Source organism: Pseudomonas sp. LS_2 (assembly GCF_042709235.1).
Lineage (GTDB): Bacteria > Pseudomonadota > Gammaproteobacteria > Pseudomonadales > Pseudomonadaceae > Aquipseudomonas.
Genome location: NZ_JAVAYC010000004.1, coordinates 101,625 through 117,191, shown reverse-complemented (window position 1 = coordinate 117,191; position 15,567 = coordinate 101,625). Strand labels below are relative to the sequence as shown.

General features: G+C 52.7%; 13 protein-coding genes and 1 pseudogene. 8 read left to right on the top strand and 6 right to left on the bottom strand.

Annotation, left to right across the window (positions count from 1 at the left end; all coding sequences use genetic code 11):
- The first annotated feature begins 29 nt into the window (after positions 1 to 29).
- From RAC97_RS05120 to RAC97_RS05090, 7 genes and pseudogenes are all read left to right on the top strand, one after another.
- The gene (locus RAC97_RS05120; protein WP_375097709.1) at positions 30 to 1,313 is read left to right on the top strand and encodes an MFS transporter; all 1,284 of its coding nucleotides are present in this window, start codon (positions 30 to 32) and stop codon (positions 1,311 to 1,313) included.
- Positions 1,314 to 2,036: 723 nt separating this feature from the next.
- Positions 2,037 to 3,152, top strand: a complete 1,116-nt coding sequence (locus RAC97_RS05115) for an NADH:flavin oxidoreductase/NADH oxidase (protein ID WP_375097708.1) — start codon at positions 2,037 to 2,039, stop codon at positions 3,150 to 3,152.
- Between the two features lie 50 nt (positions 3,153 to 3,202).
- The gene (locus RAC97_RS05110; protein WP_375097707.1) at positions 3,203 to 4,099 is read left to right on the top strand and encodes a type 1 glutamine amidotransferase domain-containing protein; all 897 of its coding nucleotides are present in this window, start codon (positions 3,203 to 3,205) and stop codon (positions 4,097 to 4,099) included.
- 61 nt (positions 4,100 to 4,160) lie between these two features.
- A complete protein-coding gene (locus tag RAC97_RS05105; RefSeq protein ID WP_375097706.1) occupies positions 4,161 to 4,628 on the top strand; it encodes a DUF6152 family protein in 468 nt (155 codons plus the stop codon).
- The gene (locus tag RAC97_RS05100; RefSeq protein WP_186598329.1) at positions 4,625 to 5,086 is read left to right on the top strand and encodes a hypothetical protein; all 462 of its coding nucleotides are present in this window, start codon (positions 4,625 to 4,627) and stop codon (positions 5,084 to 5,086) included. Before RAC97_RS05105 ends, RAC97_RS05100 begins: the two co-directional genes overlap by 4 nt.
- Positions 5,087 to 5,517: 431 nt before the next feature.
- A pseudogene (gene tnpC / locus RAC97_RS05095) lies at positions 5,518 to 6,594 on the top strand (IS66 family transposase); the annotation flags it as partial.
- Positions 6,595 to 6,831: 237 nt separating this feature from the next.
- Positions 6,832 to 7,518, top strand: coding sequence for a GntR family transcriptional regulator (locus RAC97_RS05090; protein WP_375097705.1), 687 nt, complete (start codon positions 6,832 to 6,834; stop codon positions 7,516 to 7,518).
- 387 nt (positions 7,519 to 7,905) lie between these two features.
- Here RAC97_RS05090 and RAC97_RS05085 read toward each other — a convergent pair whose 3' ends face one another.
- From RAC97_RS05085 to RAC97_RS05070, 4 genes are read right to left on the bottom strand one after another with little or no spacing between them, the layout of a single operon-like run.
- On the bottom strand, positions 7,906 to 8,880 hold the full coding sequence (locus RAC97_RS05085; RefSeq protein WP_375097704.1) for an XdhC family protein: 975 nt from the start codon (positions 8,878 to 8,880) through the stop codon (positions 7,906 to 7,908).
- A 2-nt stretch (positions 8,881 to 8,882) separates the two neighbouring features.
- The gene (locus RAC97_RS05080; RefSeq protein WP_375097703.1) at positions 8,883 to 11,120 is read right to left on the bottom strand and encodes a xanthine dehydrogenase family protein molybdopterin-binding subunit; all 2,238 of its coding nucleotides are present in this window, start codon (positions 11,118 to 11,120) and stop codon (positions 8,883 to 8,885) included.
- 16 nt (positions 11,121 to 11,136) lie between these two features.
- A complete protein-coding gene (locus tag RAC97_RS05075; protein ID WP_375097702.1) occupies positions 11,137 to 12,114 on the bottom strand; it encodes an FAD binding domain-containing protein in 978 nt (325 codons plus the stop codon).
- A gap of 1 nt (position 12,115) precedes the next feature.
- Positions 12,116 to 12,772, bottom strand: a complete 657-nt coding sequence (locus RAC97_RS05070) for a 2Fe-2S iron-sulfur cluster-binding protein (protein WP_375097701.1) — start codon at positions 12,770 to 12,772, stop codon at positions 12,116 to 12,118.
- A 326-nt stretch (positions 12,773 to 13,098) separates the two neighbouring features.
- On the opposite strand from RAC97_RS05070, the gene RAC97_RS05065 reads away from it, so the two are divergent.
- Positions 13,099 to 13,839, top strand: coding sequence for a YkgJ family cysteine cluster protein (locus RAC97_RS05065; RefSeq protein WP_375097700.1), 741 nt, complete (start codon positions 13,099 to 13,101; stop codon positions 13,837 to 13,839).
- Between the two features lie 181 nt (positions 13,840 to 14,020).
- Here RAC97_RS05065 and RAC97_RS05060 read toward each other — a convergent pair whose 3' ends face one another.
- Positions 14,021 to 14,413: a carboxymuconolactone decarboxylase family protein gene (locus RAC97_RS05060; RefSeq protein ID WP_375097699.1), complete on the bottom strand. Its 393-nt coding sequence runs from the start codon at positions 14,411 to 14,413 to the stop codon at positions 14,021 to 14,023.
- A gap of 265 nt (positions 14,414 to 14,678) precedes the next feature.
- Entirely contained in the window at positions 14,679 to 15,554 is an 876-nt protein-coding gene (locus RAC97_RS05055) for an NAD(P)-dependent oxidoreductase (RefSeq protein WP_375097698.1), read from the bottom strand.
- Positions 15,555 to 15,567: the final 13 nt, after the last annotated feature.

The window sequence follows — 15,567 nt, the reverse complement described above, 5'->3', positions numbered from 1 at the left end:
CACTGAGGGTTTTCCCGTTTGGTAGACCTTTGAACAAGCATTCCAAAGAGGGGCAGATGAGTAATACTAGCTCAGCGCAATTACTCCTTTCAAATAGTGTAGTGCACGCCCCCCGCGGACTATTTCTGGCGTTCTTAACGTTGGGACTTGGTGGCCTCTTCATCGGCACCGGGGAGTTCGCATCTATGAGTCTGTTGCCTTGGCTAGCTGCGGAAACAGAGGTGAGCCTCCCCGTCGCAGGCGGATATGTCAGCGCGTATGCTCTTGGCGTAGTTGTCGGTGCACCTATACTCGCAGTGCTCCTGGCGCAGTGGGATCGCCGCCGCGCTCTTAAAATATTAATGGCTATATTTATCATGGGATATGGCGCAAGTGCGCTGGCTACATCCCATAAAACATTGTTCATCGCCCGCTTCGTTTCGGGCCTGCCCCACGGTGCCTATTATGGCCTGGCATCTTTGGTTGCCGCATCGATGGTTGCCCCCAATAGGAAAGCCCAAGCTGCTAGCTACGTCATGCTTGGGCTTGCCGCTGCGAACGCGATCGGCGTCCCAGTCGCAACATGGGCCGGGCAAACGCTGGGGTGGAGATTCGCTTTTGGGAGCATCGCTGCTGGAGGACTACTCACCCTGTGCGCTGTCGCCATGCTAACACCCACAATACGCCCAGAGCACAATACAAACCCGCGAAGGGAGTTGTCGGCCATGACGCGTAGCCAGGTCTGGATGACTGTAGCCGTCGCGTCAGTTGGTTTTGCCGGTATGTTTTGTGTTTATAGCTACATAACTCCTACGTTGACTGAAGTGACAAGAATGCTCCCCCAGCAGGTGCCCTTAGTCCTTTCGTTGATGGGAGTGGGGATGATTGCAGGCAACTTGGTTGGTGGCTGGCTAGTAGATCAAAACTCGCGCCTCGCCATAATTGGAATTCTGGCATGGAATGCGCTTTCGTTGAGTGCTTTCTCCATGCTGTCCAAGTCACCAGCTGGTACCCTGACAGCCCTAATCTTTATTGGGTGCGGTTTTGCCCTTGTTCCGGCTTTGCAAGCACGACTGATGCATGTCGCAGGTGAGGCCCAGACGCTCGCCGCAGCCCTCAATCACTGCGCTTTCAACATCTCCAACGCCTTAGGGGCGACACTGGGTGGTTGGGGCATTGCTCTTGGGCTAGGGTGGGAGGCAACCGGCTATATCGGAGCTGGGTTGGCGATGCTCGGCTTGTTCATATTTTTTGGGGCAGTGTGCCTCGAGACAACCGCTCAACCAACACAAAAGCCGGACTATGATAGTACAAAAACCATAAATCTTAACTAGATGATGTAGTTCAGTAAGCATGCTCACAAGTAAATCCTCGGGCGTAGAGAAATTTTATCCAAAACTCTAGCCCGCCGGTGCAAAAGAGCCCTACGTCTCGACCTGTATAGACTCAAGTATTGCGCACTGCTCACCGAACTCGGACGGATTACTGTAAAGTTCGACAACAGAGCTCCCAGCACAGAGACCGCGCTGGATCTTATGGAGCCCTTATCAAATAATGGCTGACTGCAATCTATTGAACCTTCAATCATTCGCAAAAAACGTAAATATAAAACATCGAGCGCTCTTTCCGGCACCGGTAAAATTTTTGCCCCCTATGTTGAGCGCGGTGTTTTGGAAGTTGAGTAAAGGCCTGTTTCGAGCAGCATTTGAGTACCGCAACAACGGAAACCATCCCTATGCGTAGAGGATTTTTTTCTGAGACTGGTAGTCTGACTAGCAATTTCTTGCCACACCTCGATCGATGACTTTAATTTAACGCCGCATTGAATTTAAAAGGATGGTCCGCACCGATAAAGCCCGTCAAAATTGCCTTGACAAACTCCAGCCGGGATTTAGCCGAACGATAAAAGATATTCTATACGCCGTTTTCAAGCTCAGACTGAATAGCCTACTGCCAAAATTTTCACCCTGACATTTGGCGAAACCAAAATTTAACTGGCTATACAAGCCATATGAAATACAGCCCCCTAACCTTTTGCGCAACCAGGTCGGATAATCATGGCGAAAATATTCTCAGAATTCAGTATTGGAGACCTCACAATCTCCAATAGGATTTTAGTGTCTCCGATGTGCCAATACTCTGCCCATGAAGGAAATGCAAATTCTTGGCACCTAATGCATCTGGGGCAAATGGCAACATCAGGGGCTGGCTTAGTAATTATTGAAGCAACCGCTGTAACAGCCGAAGGAAGAATCACGTCCAGTGATCTTGGTCTATACTGCGATGAAAATGAAGAATCATTAGCAAACGTGCTAAAAGAAGTTCGAAAATATACCAATACAAAATTCGCCATACAGCTTGCGCATGCTGGAAGAAAGGCCTCTAGCAACCCGCCTTGGAAAGGCGGGCGACAAGTACGTACTAACGATCCCGGTGGGTGGCAGACCCTTGCCCCATCCCCGATCGCACACGGCCAAAATGAAGAAAACCCAATGCCTTTAGATATAAATGGCATGGCGAATATAAAGAATGCTTTCGTAGCTAGCGCTCTGCGCGCAGTTAGACTTGGTATTGATGGAATAGAGATCCATATGGCCCACGGCTATCTTTTGCATGAATTTCTCTCCCCGCTTTCCAATCATCGCGAAGACGAATATGGCGGCACACTCAGCAATCGAATGCGGTTTCCAATTGAGGTTTTTAAAGCAGTACGCGCTGCTGTTCCGGTCACCACACCAGTGTGGGTTCGAGTTTCGGCTACAGATTGGGTAGAAAGTGGTTGGGGTCTCGATCAAACCATCGCCTTGATCAAAGAGTTGCAAAAGTTTGGCTGCGCAGCAGTCGATGTCTCAACTGGCGGGCTATCTCGAGAGCAGGTAGTAAAGCTAGGCCCCGGTTATCAGGTACCATTTGCGAAGAAGATTAAAATGGAAACGGGTGCAACAACAATTGCTGTAGGACTTATCACTAAACCTGAACAAGCAGAATCCATCATAGTAAGCGGTGATGCCGATCTAGTCGCTATCGGACGCAGCCTACTATTTAACCCTCGTTGGCCGTGGCATGCAGCGGCTCATTTGGGGGCTCAGATTGACGCACCACCACAATACTGGCGCTCCTCTCCATTAAATAACCAGGATATTTTCAAGGGCGCGCCTACCGATAGTCGCTGATTACATCTACCGCAAACCCTCTAACCTCCAGACCATTTAGGAATGATACTGTGATTAATACCAAAGTCATCAAGGCAACTGGATTAGCTCTGGCTCTTCTTTCGTCGACCGTTTTTGCTGATCGAGCCGCCACATCTGACTACAAGGGTCGCGTGCTACTCGTTGCTTCGAGCTCCAATACCCTCACCTTTAAGGACGGCCGCACGCATCCGACCGGCTATTTTCTTGGAGAACTAGTCGTTCCATCACAAACTTTCATCAAGGCTGGATATGAAGTTGTGATAGCGACACCTGACGGAAATACACCTGCGCTTGATGCCAACTCCATCACGGCGGAACATTTCGAAGGTAGTGCCGCTAAGCTTGCAGACGCGATGCGATTCGTAACGACCTACCCCGGGATGCAGAAGCCTAAAACTCTCGGCGAAGTGGTACATAGCGGCCTTGATAGCTTCGATGGCATTTACTTACCTGGCGGCCACGCCCCAATGGTAGACCTGATGCAAGATAAAAACCTGGGGATGGCGCTGCGACAGTTCCACGCCTCCGGAAAAGCTACAGGCTTACTCTGCCATGGCCCAATTGCGCTGTCATCGTCTACAGACAACCCTGAAAAATTTCGCGCCGCTATGGTATCCGATGATGTTTCGGCTGCGACAAACTTCGCACCCAATTGGATCTATAAAGGCTACAACATGACCGTCTATTCGACGACAGAAGAAAAATCTGTCGAAAAATTCTTGGGCGGTGACATCCAGTTCTATATGGAGGATGCGCTAACTGCAGCCGGCGGTAACGTGCTCGTCAAGGCCCCCGGCACCCCGTTTATCGTTGAAGATCGTGAGCTTGTTACCGGTCAGAACCCGAACTCCACTCATATGATTGCAGAAGCGATGGTGCGTAAACTGGACGCACAAGTAGCACAACGACGCCCCGCATCCAAGTAATACACGTAGTCTTGGGAGACCTTAATCTCTCCCAAGACCTCACTTACCTAAAGGGCCTCCTATGTTTACTTTATCAAAAGTCATCTCCGCAGGTGCCATTTTCGCGTGTATTTCCACGACTGCATTCGCCCACCACGGGTTTACTGGAAAATATGACACGACCCGCCCACTTTGGCTTCAAGGCACAGTCGAAACAGCTGTATTTCAGTATCCACATGCAATTGTCGAACTAGCTGTTCAACCCGAAGAAACGAGAATCAAAAATCCTAGCAGCGTAGAATTCCTAACGACCTCCCCCTTGAACGATCCTGCTTATATCGGTAAGACTGTACGAGTTGAGTTTCCACCAATTCAGCGTTTTAATAGCCTAGATGGAAAACTCAAAACGGGTGATACGGTGAGTTTAATTGTTTATCGAAATTGCGAAGCACCTCATCAGCTGCGCGTCCAGTGGATTCGCTTAGACGATGGCAGCGAGGTCGTGCGCAACGGTCGCGTCCAGACCGAAACCCAAGGCTGTAATCAGTGAACGTTGACATTTTTCTCGCGTGGTGGGGAGACACGACAATCGCCAGTCTTGTGCGGGACGCGTGGTATCCCTACGTGCGTGCGTTACATGTGGGAGGTGCGGGCGTACTGTTTGGTGCTTTGATGCTATTCGACTTACGAATTCTGGGTCGTAAAAAAAATACTGATGTTTTCGAACTGCACGATCAGACTATGGGCCTCGTATGGTGTGGCTTCGTTGTCGCGGCAGCCGGAGGCTTTCTTCTATTTTCGGCTCAGCCACAGGCTCTATGGGAAAACAACGCATTGCGGCTTAAGATCATTCTCATTTTAATGGCTGGCTTGAACGCACTGACATTTGAATACATCTTTCGCCGGGGACGATCTGAAAAGAAAATGCGCCTTTCTGCATCTCTATCTCTTGGCCTATGGAGCTCCATTCTTACTTGCTCTGCACTTATCCCTTATTGGAGCCTGTAGGTCTGAGACCTCAACCAAGAAAAGCATACAGAAGCCTACACTTAGCTGGCACGTCCATGAGCCATGGACGGATCGATTTTTGAACTGAAACAGAAGGGCCTCCGCAATCGGCGAGCCAGGATAATTTAGGGGAACTCTGCACTATGCACTTTAAAAATGTTGACTCAAGGCTATCCAGAGAGCCTGCGATTTTGGCAGCTTTAATATTTTCCATCGCTCATATCAGATACTATCCCAATCTGCTCTATACTATTTTTACGCAAATAAGAAAGACAATGCGCAAAGAGTGGTGACACCTACATCTGCTTGATCACCCAGCATCGGTTGCTTATTATAACGATCACTCAACAGCCCGATTATATCGCTTCGTTGCGCAGCGGTATCACGCAACGTCCCGCTCGTCATAGGTCAGCAGATTGGCCGCCCTCCCCCCCCCGGGCGAAGACAGCGACGAAGAATCCGCCAAACCCACACAGCGTCGCGGCAAGCTCAAGCCGCTGCCGGCGGATTTGCCCTCTCTCGAGATCACTCATGCGTTGCCTGACCACGCGCAGACCTGTGCCTACGGTTGCCGCAAACAAGAGATGGATGGGTGAAGAGATCAGCGAACAACTGGACATAGTGCCGATGCAGATCCGTGTGACCCGCCAGGTGCACAAGGTCTATGGCTGCCGTGTTTTTGAAGCAGCACGGGTCACTGCCGACAAACCTGCCAACTCATCGAAAAGAGCCTGACCAGCCCTTGTGTCCTGGCGATGCTGCTGACCACCAAGTACGCCGGCGGCCTGCCGCTGTACCGCTTCGAAAAAGTACTGGGGCGCCACGGTGTGGATGTCTCCCGCCGGCCCCTGGCACGCTGGGTAATCGAGTGCGGCGATGGGCTACAGCCGCTGATCAACCTGATGCGTGACCGTTTGCTAGAAACCCGCGTGGTCCACTGCGACGAACCCCACCTGCAGGTTCTGAAAGATCCAGGTCGCGACGCCACCAGCCCGTCCTAGATGTGGACGCAGACCGGCGGCCCGCCGGACCAACCGGTGATCTTCTTCGACCATTCCACCCGCCGCGAGCAGGAAGTCCCCTCGCCCCTGATTGCCGGCTACCGTGGCTACCTGATGACCGACGATTACTCGGGCTACAACGCCCTCAAGCAACAACCGGGCGTGGAGCGCCTGGGCTGCTGGGCGCATGTGCGGCCTAAGTTCGTGGACGCGCAGAAGCTCCAGCCCAAAGGCAAGACCGGACGAGCCGACATTGCGCTGAACATGGTCAACATGTTGTACCGGATCGAGCAGGCCGATGAAGCCACGCTGTACCAGGTGCGGCACGAACAGAGCGCGCCGGTGCTGGCCGAACTGGGCAAATGGCTGGAAAAGACGTTGCCGCAGATGACGCCGCAAAGTGATTCGGACAAGGCGTTGGGCTACCTGGCGAACAACTGAAGCAAACTGGTGCGCTACGTGGAGGCCGGGCACCTGCCGATAGACAAGCTCTCATCGCAACGTTCGCCATGTCGGTGAGCCCGGGAACCTACCGACGAGACCTGACATAGCAGAGTACCAGCGAGGTGCTCGATTTGATTAGCCTCCCATACCCAATGCATTTTCACCGGAAAGGTGGCTCTGACGGCTCGCCGTTTGTTGAGAAGTGGTTGGAGTCAAGCGTATTGGTATACAATCTGCTCATCCTATAATCAGATTGAAAATCCGTGAACGGCCTGATCGCCGTTTCGGTGAGGAGCGAGAATGGCCCGTGATGATATGCCGGTAATGAGCCGACCTGAAACGCTGCGCGGTCACGTTGAAAGCTTCTTGCGCGAAGCAATTATGAACGGTCGATTCGCACCGGGTGAGCGACTGGTCGAGCGCGAGTTGTGCGAGATGCTCGCGGTAAGCCGCCCGCCTCTGCGTGAGGCACTGCGGAAGCTAGAGGCTGAAAAACTCATTGTGATCGTGCCACATCGTGGGCCAGTGGTTGCTAGCCTGGATATTGGGGAGGCGCGTCAACTCTACGCGTTGCGCGCATTGTTGGAGGGTTTCGCAGCGCACGAGTTTGCACGCTTGGCCTCTGACCGCGAAATCACAGCAATGGAAAAAGCGGTAAAAAATCTGCATAAGCAAGCTACGAACCCGGATCGTCGTAACTTGATTCAAGCAAAGTCAAAAATTTACGAGGTCATGCTTGGCGGGTGTGGCAACCAACTGATTACCGAAGTCCTGCATGGCCTGCTGACTCGAATCAACTTGCTTCGAGCCACCTCCTTCTCGCGGCCAGAGCGGCTTCACGAAAGCCTGACAGAGATTGATGAACTACTGGAGCGCATCAAAAGACGTGACTCGGAAGGCGCACAGAAGATGGCGACCTTGCATATCAAGAATGCGGAAAACGCCGCAATGGAAATGCTGGAATCCGCCATAGCTAACCCTGAGTAAGACGCTCATAGCTTGCCGAGTCACTTTTTCAGTTCAAAATCAGAATAACAACTCACTTCAAATTAGCTGCGCATCCACTACGGTCTTCGCTTAACCGACGTTACAGAACTGTCTACCAGAAACCGAATGAATCCTCTACATCGCTCCGGCATGCATGAATTTGCCTGGCGGTACGATTTCCAGTTGCCCGCCTCCAAGCAGCCGACATGTCTCTATGAAAGCCCCTATGTCAAACGCAAGCCAAGACTTCAGAACCGTGAATGCTCAACCTGAAACCTCAAATAGAGGCACATTCGTGACGTCCGCGTCATCGCGCGTATGAAGCCCTGTAACAAATCGCAGCAAATACTCAGGTTATTGAGCATGCGCGCCACATTCATGCTCGCCTCAAAGCTCGGTTCGCGCCACTCCATTGCCTGAGCGTATGACGTCGGCCATGACCGCCATTGCAATCTCTGCTGGAGTTTTACTACCCAATGCCAGCCCGATCGGAGCGTTCACCCGCAGCAGTTGCTCTTTGCTAAATTGGCCGATGCGCGCAATACGCTCGCGACGCCTTTCACTGGTCCGCTTGGAACCCATCGCGCCAATGTAGAAAGCATCGCTCAGCAATGCCGCCATCATCGTCAGGTCATCAAGACGAGGGTCGTGAGTTAAAGCCACAACTGCAGTAGCCACGTGGCAACCGCCGTTTTCGATGAACACCGCAGGCAACATTTGCAGCACCTGCAACTGCGGCCACTTGAAAGTGGCTGGACGGATCAGTTCTTCCCGCGGATCACACACGACAACTTCATATCCAAGCATAAGGCCCAGCTCAATGCAGTACTCCGCAACCGGTGATAAACCCGCCACGAGCAGCCTTTTACTTGGCCCAACGTAAATGCAGACCCGTTCATCGCTCACCGTTACCCGGCCGCTGCTGGCGTCAATTGTTTCGAGGGTTCGGGTGTTCCCTCCCAGGCCAATACACCGTGTAATCGCATCTTTTCCCCGCAATGCAGAGACAACACTCAACAGGTGGGCGATGGCATACATGTCAGGTTCGACAGGCTCAACCAGCACTTCTAGTACACCACCACACGGAAGGGCCAGAGTCGGGGCAAGCCCCCCTTCGCCATAGCGGACCAACTGATTACCAGTATTAAATTGTCCGTCCGCCACACGCTCAAGGAAATCCTCTTCAACACACCCCCCCGAGAGCGAGCCCACGCTCCTTCCGCTAGCCAGCGTAGCGAACATGGAGCCAGGCTCTCGTGGGGCAGATCCGTACGTTGCTACCACTGTGCACAGCCATACCTTGGAGCCTGCTCGAAGCCAAGCAAGCGCCTGTTCAGCGACTTGTAAGTCAAGATGCTTCATCTTTACGCATCGAGCCCAGTGCCAACTGTGCCCCCGGTCATCAGCTTGTCCATAGTAATTGGCAGTTCACGGATTCGCCTGCCAGTTGCGTGATATACGGCATTCGCTACCGCTGCAGCGAGGCCGGTCACACCGATTTCACCTATTCCGCGTACGCCGAACTCATTCAGGCGATAGTCCGGATAATCAAGCAGTATTACCTCGATCTCAGGCATATCCGCATGCACCGGCACCATGTACTCGGCGTAGTTGTTATTAGTCGGCAGGCCGTTACGAGGGTCGTACTCCGCCGCCTCGAACAACGCCATTCCGATCCCCATTATGATAGCGCCCTCGACCTGATTTCTCGCTGCAATTGGATTTACCACTTTGCCGACGTCTATAGCGCTTACTACACGAGAGACACGTAAACGGGAGATCCCCGAATCCCAACGAACTTCAACGAAATGCACCCCAAACGACCGGAAGGAGAAGCGACTGGTGTCCGCCCCTGGTGTACTTGAGATACCTTCGGCACGGGAAAGTCTCTGACCTTTTAGGATGTCAGCGAAGTTGATCCGTCGGCCTTCGGCAACAATCGCTCCTCCGTCGGTTTTCAACGACTCAAGTGCGAGCCCAGCAAACGGCCCTTTGCTGTTGACTGCAAAACCTTGAAGCTTTCGCAATGCCTCTCGCGTGGCTTCGGCGACCGCCGGCATCGCGCTCGCGGTGACCCAGGAACCACCCGACAGCGGCCCTGGTGGAAATGTCGAGCTGCCAAGATCAACTTCGATACGCTGCAGCGGCAAACCGGTTAACTCGCTAACGGTTTGAGCTAGTACAGTGTAGGTACCGGTACCGATGTCCTGCAAACCGCACTCAATGAGGGCTGTTCCGTCCACTTTGAATGTAACGCGCGCTTCGGCGGGCAGGCGAAATGCCTCCCAGTTGCATGCGCCGATACCATAGCCAATGACTTCGTCCCCTTCACGCATCGAACCCACAGGGCTCCGGCGGTGCTCCCAGCCAAACCTCGCCGCGCCCAAGCGCAACGCTTCGGCAAGATGGTTACTTGACCAGGGTAGATTGGTGCTCTCATCAATGTCGGCGATATTTTGCTGACGGAATACTAGCGGATCTAAACCGCATGCCTGGGCTAGTTCATCGATGGCCGATTCGAGCGCGAACAGACCAGGCGCAGCTCCAGGAGCACGCATGGAAGTTGGAGTGCCACGGTGAATACCCACCGTCTTGTGGGTCACCAACACGTTGCTGCAAGAGTACAAGCTTTTGGTCACGCTGCCGCACGTTTCAGCAAAATCGTCCGTAACGGAGGTGCTGTTGACGGACTCATGACTAATCGCGACGAGCTTGCCAGACGCGCTTGCCCCAAGACGTAGACGCTGTTGGGTTTCGGGGCGATGACCCACGCTGGTGAACATCTGCGCCCGAGGCATAACCAATTGAACAGGCCTTTTGACCGCCCGCGCTGCAGCGCAGGCGGCAATCGAGTGCGGCCACGGAAAAAGTTTACCGCCGAAGCCGGAGCCAATGAACGGAGCGTTTACTTCAACCCGATCCGGAGATAAATTGAACGCCTGAGCCAACACATTGCGATGGTTAATCACGCCCTGAGTAGACTCATAGACATACAATCTACCATTCTCCCACCAGGCTGTGGTGGCATGCATTTCCATCGGACTATGGGTTTCCACAGGAGTGGAATACGTTACATCGATGCGATGCGCTGCCGTTGCCAGCCCTTGAGCTACATTGCCTCTGGAGTGACCGTTGGCAGCTTCCTTGGGCGCTAACTGATTTAGCCCTTGTTGCAGATTGGCAATCACTGGCTGATTAACGTATTCCACAAGGACGTGCTGTGCTGCTGCGCGCGCCTGCTCGAAGGTTTCTGCAATCACCAGAGCGACGAACTGTCCCGGATAGCTGACGACGTCATCTTCGAACGGCAGGCGCTTTTCATCTGCGTAGGTTACGGTTCGAACATCCGTCAGGGTGAAAGACTCTGGCCATCGGTGCAGCTCGCCGATGTTGCCGTGGTGTAGGACCTTAATAACGCCAGGCATCTTCGTAGCCGCTCGTTCGTCGATCGACACGATCCGCCCATGCGCGATGGTGCTGTATACGCCATAGGCATAGCTCAGATTCTGTTTAAAGACATCGGCTGCGTAGTTGGCGGCACCTAATACTTTTTTGTGGCCATCTAAACGGCGCTGGCTGACGCCGATAACTTTCTCGGTCATCTTCAAAACCTCAGAACTAAACGAGCGCTTCGCGCAGACTGCGGATAATGGCCTGCTGGCCCAACGGGATTTTGTATCCGTTCTGCGAGAAGGCCTTGGCCGACTCAAATGCTAGTCGCGCGGCGTAGGTGAATACCTCGATGTTAACAGGCTTACCAATCAGCGCCTGCTCTGCTTCTTTCGCACGCCACGGTTTGGTAGCCACGCCGCCCAAAGCAATACGCGCCTGGCTAATAAGCGGACCCTCCATCATGACAATGACCGCGCTAGAGGCCAGCGCGAACTGGTATGAATGCCGATCACGCAACTTAATGTAATGCGAGCGAGCCCCAGTCAAAGGTGCTGCGAGTGTGACATGTGTAATCAGCTCGTCCTTGTCCAAGGAATGCTCTTGCCAGGGGGTGTCACCTGGTAGCAGGTGGAAGTTTTCGAACGGGATCTCCCGTACGCCATTTGGTCCCACAACAGTCACGGTGGCACCGATCGCGAGCATCGCGACGCACATATCGGAAGGGTGTGTGGCGATGCAGTGATCACTGGTCCCCAACACCGCATGGACACTGCGATTGTGCCCTTCGATGGCGGCGCATCCTGATCCTGGCTGACGTTTGTTGCACGCAGAGATGCCGTCACGGAAATAGTTGCAGCGAACACGCTGCATGATGTTCCCGCCGGTCGTGGCCTTATTGCGCAACTGGGTGCTGGCACCAGCAAGAATGGCCTGGCTCAGCACAGGGTAACTTGCCTTCACAACAGGGTGTTGAGCCAACTGGGTGTTTGTAACCAATGCCCCCACGCGCAAACGCCCATCAGGTATAACTTCGACCGCTTGCAACGGGAGAGAATTGATATCTGTAAGCAACGCAGGCCGCATGACATTAAGCTTGACAAGATCGAGCAGGGTTGTACCGCCCGCCAAAAAGCTCCTTGATAGAGACTGTGGGGATAACGCTTGAGCAGTGGATGCAGCGCGGACGTAATCAAAGGTGCGCATGTCAAGCCTCCATTTTTGCACGCGCAGCTTGAATCGCAGCGAGGATATTTTTGTAGGCTCCACATCGGCAGATGTTACCACTCATAGCCTCGCGGACGCTGGCATCATCTGAAGGGATACTCGGGTCCTTGAGCAAGGCGTAGGCGCTCATAATCTGCCCGCTAGTACAGTAGCCACATTGGTAGGCATCGTGCTCCCAAAAGGCATCCTGCAAAGGATGGAGCTTACCGTTCTGAGCCAGCCCCTCAATAGTTAGGATCTCATCGCCATCATGTTGCACTGCCACGGATAGACAGGAGTTTATGGACGTGCCATTCACTATTAACGTGCACGCACCGCATTGCCCGTGGTCGCAACCTTTCTTAGTCCCGGTCAGGCGTAGTCGGTCACGTACCACATCAAGCAGGACAGCATTAACAGGTACGTTCAGTTGATTGACTTGCCCATTTACGTTCAGACGAATGCGCCGTTCGCCGGCTTGCGGTAAAGCGACATCTTCCACCGGACTCGCAGCTAGCACGGCTTGTGGCAACCAAGTAGAGACAGTCGCGGCTGCCACACCTGAAGCACCGAGCTTCAGAAAGCCACGGCGGGATGAACTCAAGCTCTCTTCCTTACCGATATCGTTCTCATCGCCCTTGTTCCCATTACTGGTCATATCATTCCCTCATACATCGCAACCGTTGCAACCACTGGCAAACTGCCTGATAGGAAAGTGGTTCTGGCTAGTAAGACAACGAAAATAGCCAAAAAACTGCAAGTGTATTAGTGTAAAAAATTAAACGCCGCATCAAATAATGCTCATCAATCACTGAAATCCTTGAGCGCTGGCCTTAAAAGCCATAATCTGCGCAGCGTATTAACAAATGCCTTAACGCCATTAGAATCTAACATCCAATATTAAAAACCTAGAAGACAACGCCAGGCACTCTGCTAGTTTAGTGCAAGCCCGGGGCAAGGCGGTCCTAAATTGAGAATATCGTGATGACTGAAGACCAAGAAAAGTACAACTGCGTAGAGTGCGGTAAGTGTTGCAAAGGGCGTCTAATCCCATTAACAGTCAACGAAGCATTGCAATGGATAGAGCGTGGTGGACGTGTGGGTATTGCAAGTGAGGCATTTGACCAAGCCAGCTGGAGACTTACGCCAGATGAGTACGCATACCATTTAAAACGCTCAGCCCCAAGAAAGTCCAAAGACTCGGAAATAAGCGTAATTTGCATACTGGTTGGTGATGCGCTAAATCAATGCCCCAGCCTTATGGAAAATAACCTCTGCGGCACATACCAAAATCGCCCCTTGGTCTGTCAAATATATCCTGTCGAAATAAATCCATTCATAAAAATGAACAAAGATTTAAAAATCTGTCCCACGGAAGCGTGGAGCAGTGGCGAAATAATATACTCACAAAGTCAGCCAAGCGAAAAATACCAAACTCTTATATTCGCTTCACGCAACGCTGACCACTCAGAAGCAGAACGAAAGGTTATAATATCAGAACTTTTGAGCCTGAGCACAACCGCATGGAAAACAGATGGAATAATAGTTCAGTTTCCAACTCAAATAGAACTATTAAACGCAATAACTGAAAGCAAAAATAATTTGCACGCACAACCCAAAGAGTGGAGAGTACAAACATATACACCTAGCGTAAAATCCTACTTGCTCGATGCAAGCATACACGTCAATGAGTTGGAGGTCGAGCACCTCTACATTCAGCTATAATGGTAAGTTTCCGCACAGCACGCACGAACTAATAACACAAGAGCCGCCCCGTGCGGTAAACCAACTATTATCAAAACTGAAAACCTGAGAACGGTGGCATCAGCAAATAAGAACATACATATGCGATTACGGAGTCGAGATGCCTAGGATCGGCCGAGTCTGACCCTAGGCAAAAGGGGAACTATCGAGCGCTGTGCTCTTCTTCCCAAGCTTTAATTGCATCACCAGCAACGCGGAAGGCAGCCAGGGCCAGCGGCACGCCGGCGTAGATACCCGCTTGCATCAGGACGGCGCGAATTTCGTCCTTCGTTACGCCATTGGTGAGAGCGCCTTTGACGTGAACACTGAGCTCATGGTGTTGGCTCATGGCGGTCAGCATCCCGATGTTCAGGAGGCTGCGGGTCTTGAAGGGGAGCGTGTCATCACCCCAGATGGCGCCCCAACAGTACTCAGTGACGAGCGCCTGCATCGGCTTGTTGAAGTCATCGGCGGCTGACCAGGAACGCTCTACGTGGGCAGCGCCCAGTACAGCTTTACGGTTGTTGAAACCTTTTTCGAACAGTTCGCTGCTCATGGTATTTTCCTCTGTAAATGCAACGCTTTGAAGCGCCTGATGCGATGTGTTTAGGTGTATGTAGCTCTGCTAGAGCATCCAATAGGGGTGGCTGCGCTCTAGCGATATGCTTTGAAACCTTGAACCCACTGCTTCCCAAAGCGTCCCAGCAGAGGTGGAGGCAAATAATCCCCCTGCCCCTTACTATTTAGCTAGGCATTACACGGTAAGGCTCAGATCGGAGGTACAGGCATTGCCGACAAGTCATTCAGCAATGCCAGGTCTATCAGCCGTGGTGACCCACAATGCGATACATCTCAGTGTGGTCAGTGCGAGGATTGGACTCTTCAGCAGCATCCATCCACACCTCAAGGCACTCATGCCCGAGCTTCATGTCCTCGCCCATTTGCTCCGCCAGTGCGACAGCGATTTTCAGGTCTTTGACCATCAGCTGAAGCGCAAAACCCGAGGCATAGGTGCCGTTCAGCATGAACTGATGCACTTTGTTGAGGGTGGCGTTGTTAGAGCCAGACGCACTGTTCAGGACATCAGTCATCACTGCCGGATCAAGCCCAAACTTCTCGCCCACATGGAGCGCTTCAACAGCGGCCAGCAGACCAGCTGCGGAGACATAGTTGTTCAACGCTTTGATCGCATGACCGGCGCCAACAGGGCCCACATGCGTGGTTTTGCCCATTTTGGTCAACAGTGCGTCATATTGCGCGGCCAGTTCAGCGGTACCGCCCACCATGATGGCAAGGGTGCCGGATACTGCACGCTTAACGCCACCCGACACTGGAGCATCGAGCAAGCCAATCGACAGAGCCTCAAGCTCAGCAGCCAGCTCGCGAGTCTGTAGGGGCTCCGACGAACTCATGTCGATGACCACTGCGCCCTTTTTTACCTGAGCAGCAATACGTTGTTTGCCGACCAGGACATCTCGAACAATGGCGGAGTTGGGCAGCATGGTGATGACGATGCCAACGTCGCTGATCGTATCAACCGACTTCAAATCGGATGCGCCAACTTCGTTGCACAGCTCGGCAACAGTGACCTCGTTCATGTCACTGACGATCAACGGGTAGCCGGCCTTGGCAATGTGGGTGGCCATAGGACGGCCCATCATGCCGAGACCGATGAAAAGAACTTTGGGTAAAGACATACGCGTGATCCAC

Excerpts from the sequence above, each read along its gene's own strand:
- RAC97_RS05090 (WP_375097705.1), top strand. The coding sequence starts at position 6,832 with ATGGCCCGTGATGATATGCCGGTAATGAGCCGACCTGAAACGCTGCGC.
- RAC97_RS05065 (WP_375097700.1), top strand. The coding sequence starts at position 13,099 with ATGACTGAAGACCAAGAAAAGTACAACTGCGTAGAGTGCGGTAAGTGT.
- RAC97_RS05075 (WP_375097702.1), bottom strand. The coding sequence starts at position 12,114 with ATGCGCACCTTTGATTACGTCCGCGCTGCATCCACTGCTCAAGCGTTA.
- RAC97_RS05060 (WP_375097699.1), bottom strand. The coding sequence starts at position 14,413 with ATGAGCAGCGAACTGTTCGAAAAAGGTTTCAACAACCGTAAAGCTGTA.
- RAC97_RS05115 (WP_375097708.1), top strand. The coding sequence starts at position 2,037 with ATGGCGAAAATATTCTCAGAATTCAGTATTGGAGACCTCACAATCTCC.
- RAC97_RS05055 (WP_375097698.1), bottom strand. The coding sequence starts at position 15,554 with ATGTCTTTACCCAAAGTTCTTTTCATCGGTCTCGGCATGATGGGCCGT.
- RAC97_RS05085 (WP_375097704.1), bottom strand. The coding sequence starts at position 8,880 with ATGAAGCATCTTGACTTACAAGTCGCTGAACAGGCGCTTGCTTGGCTT.
- RAC97_RS05105 (WP_375097706.1), top strand. The coding sequence starts at position 4,161 with ATGTTTACTTTATCAAAAGTCATCTCCGCAGGTGCCATTTTCGCGTGT.
- RAC97_RS05070 (WP_375097701.1), bottom strand. The coding sequence starts at position 12,772 with ATGACCAGTAATGGGAACAAGGGCGATGAGAACGATATCGGTAAGGAA.
- RAC97_RS05080 (WP_375097703.1), bottom strand. The coding sequence starts at position 11,120 with ATGACCGAGAAAGTTATCGGCGTCAGCCAGCGCCGTTTAGATGGCCAC.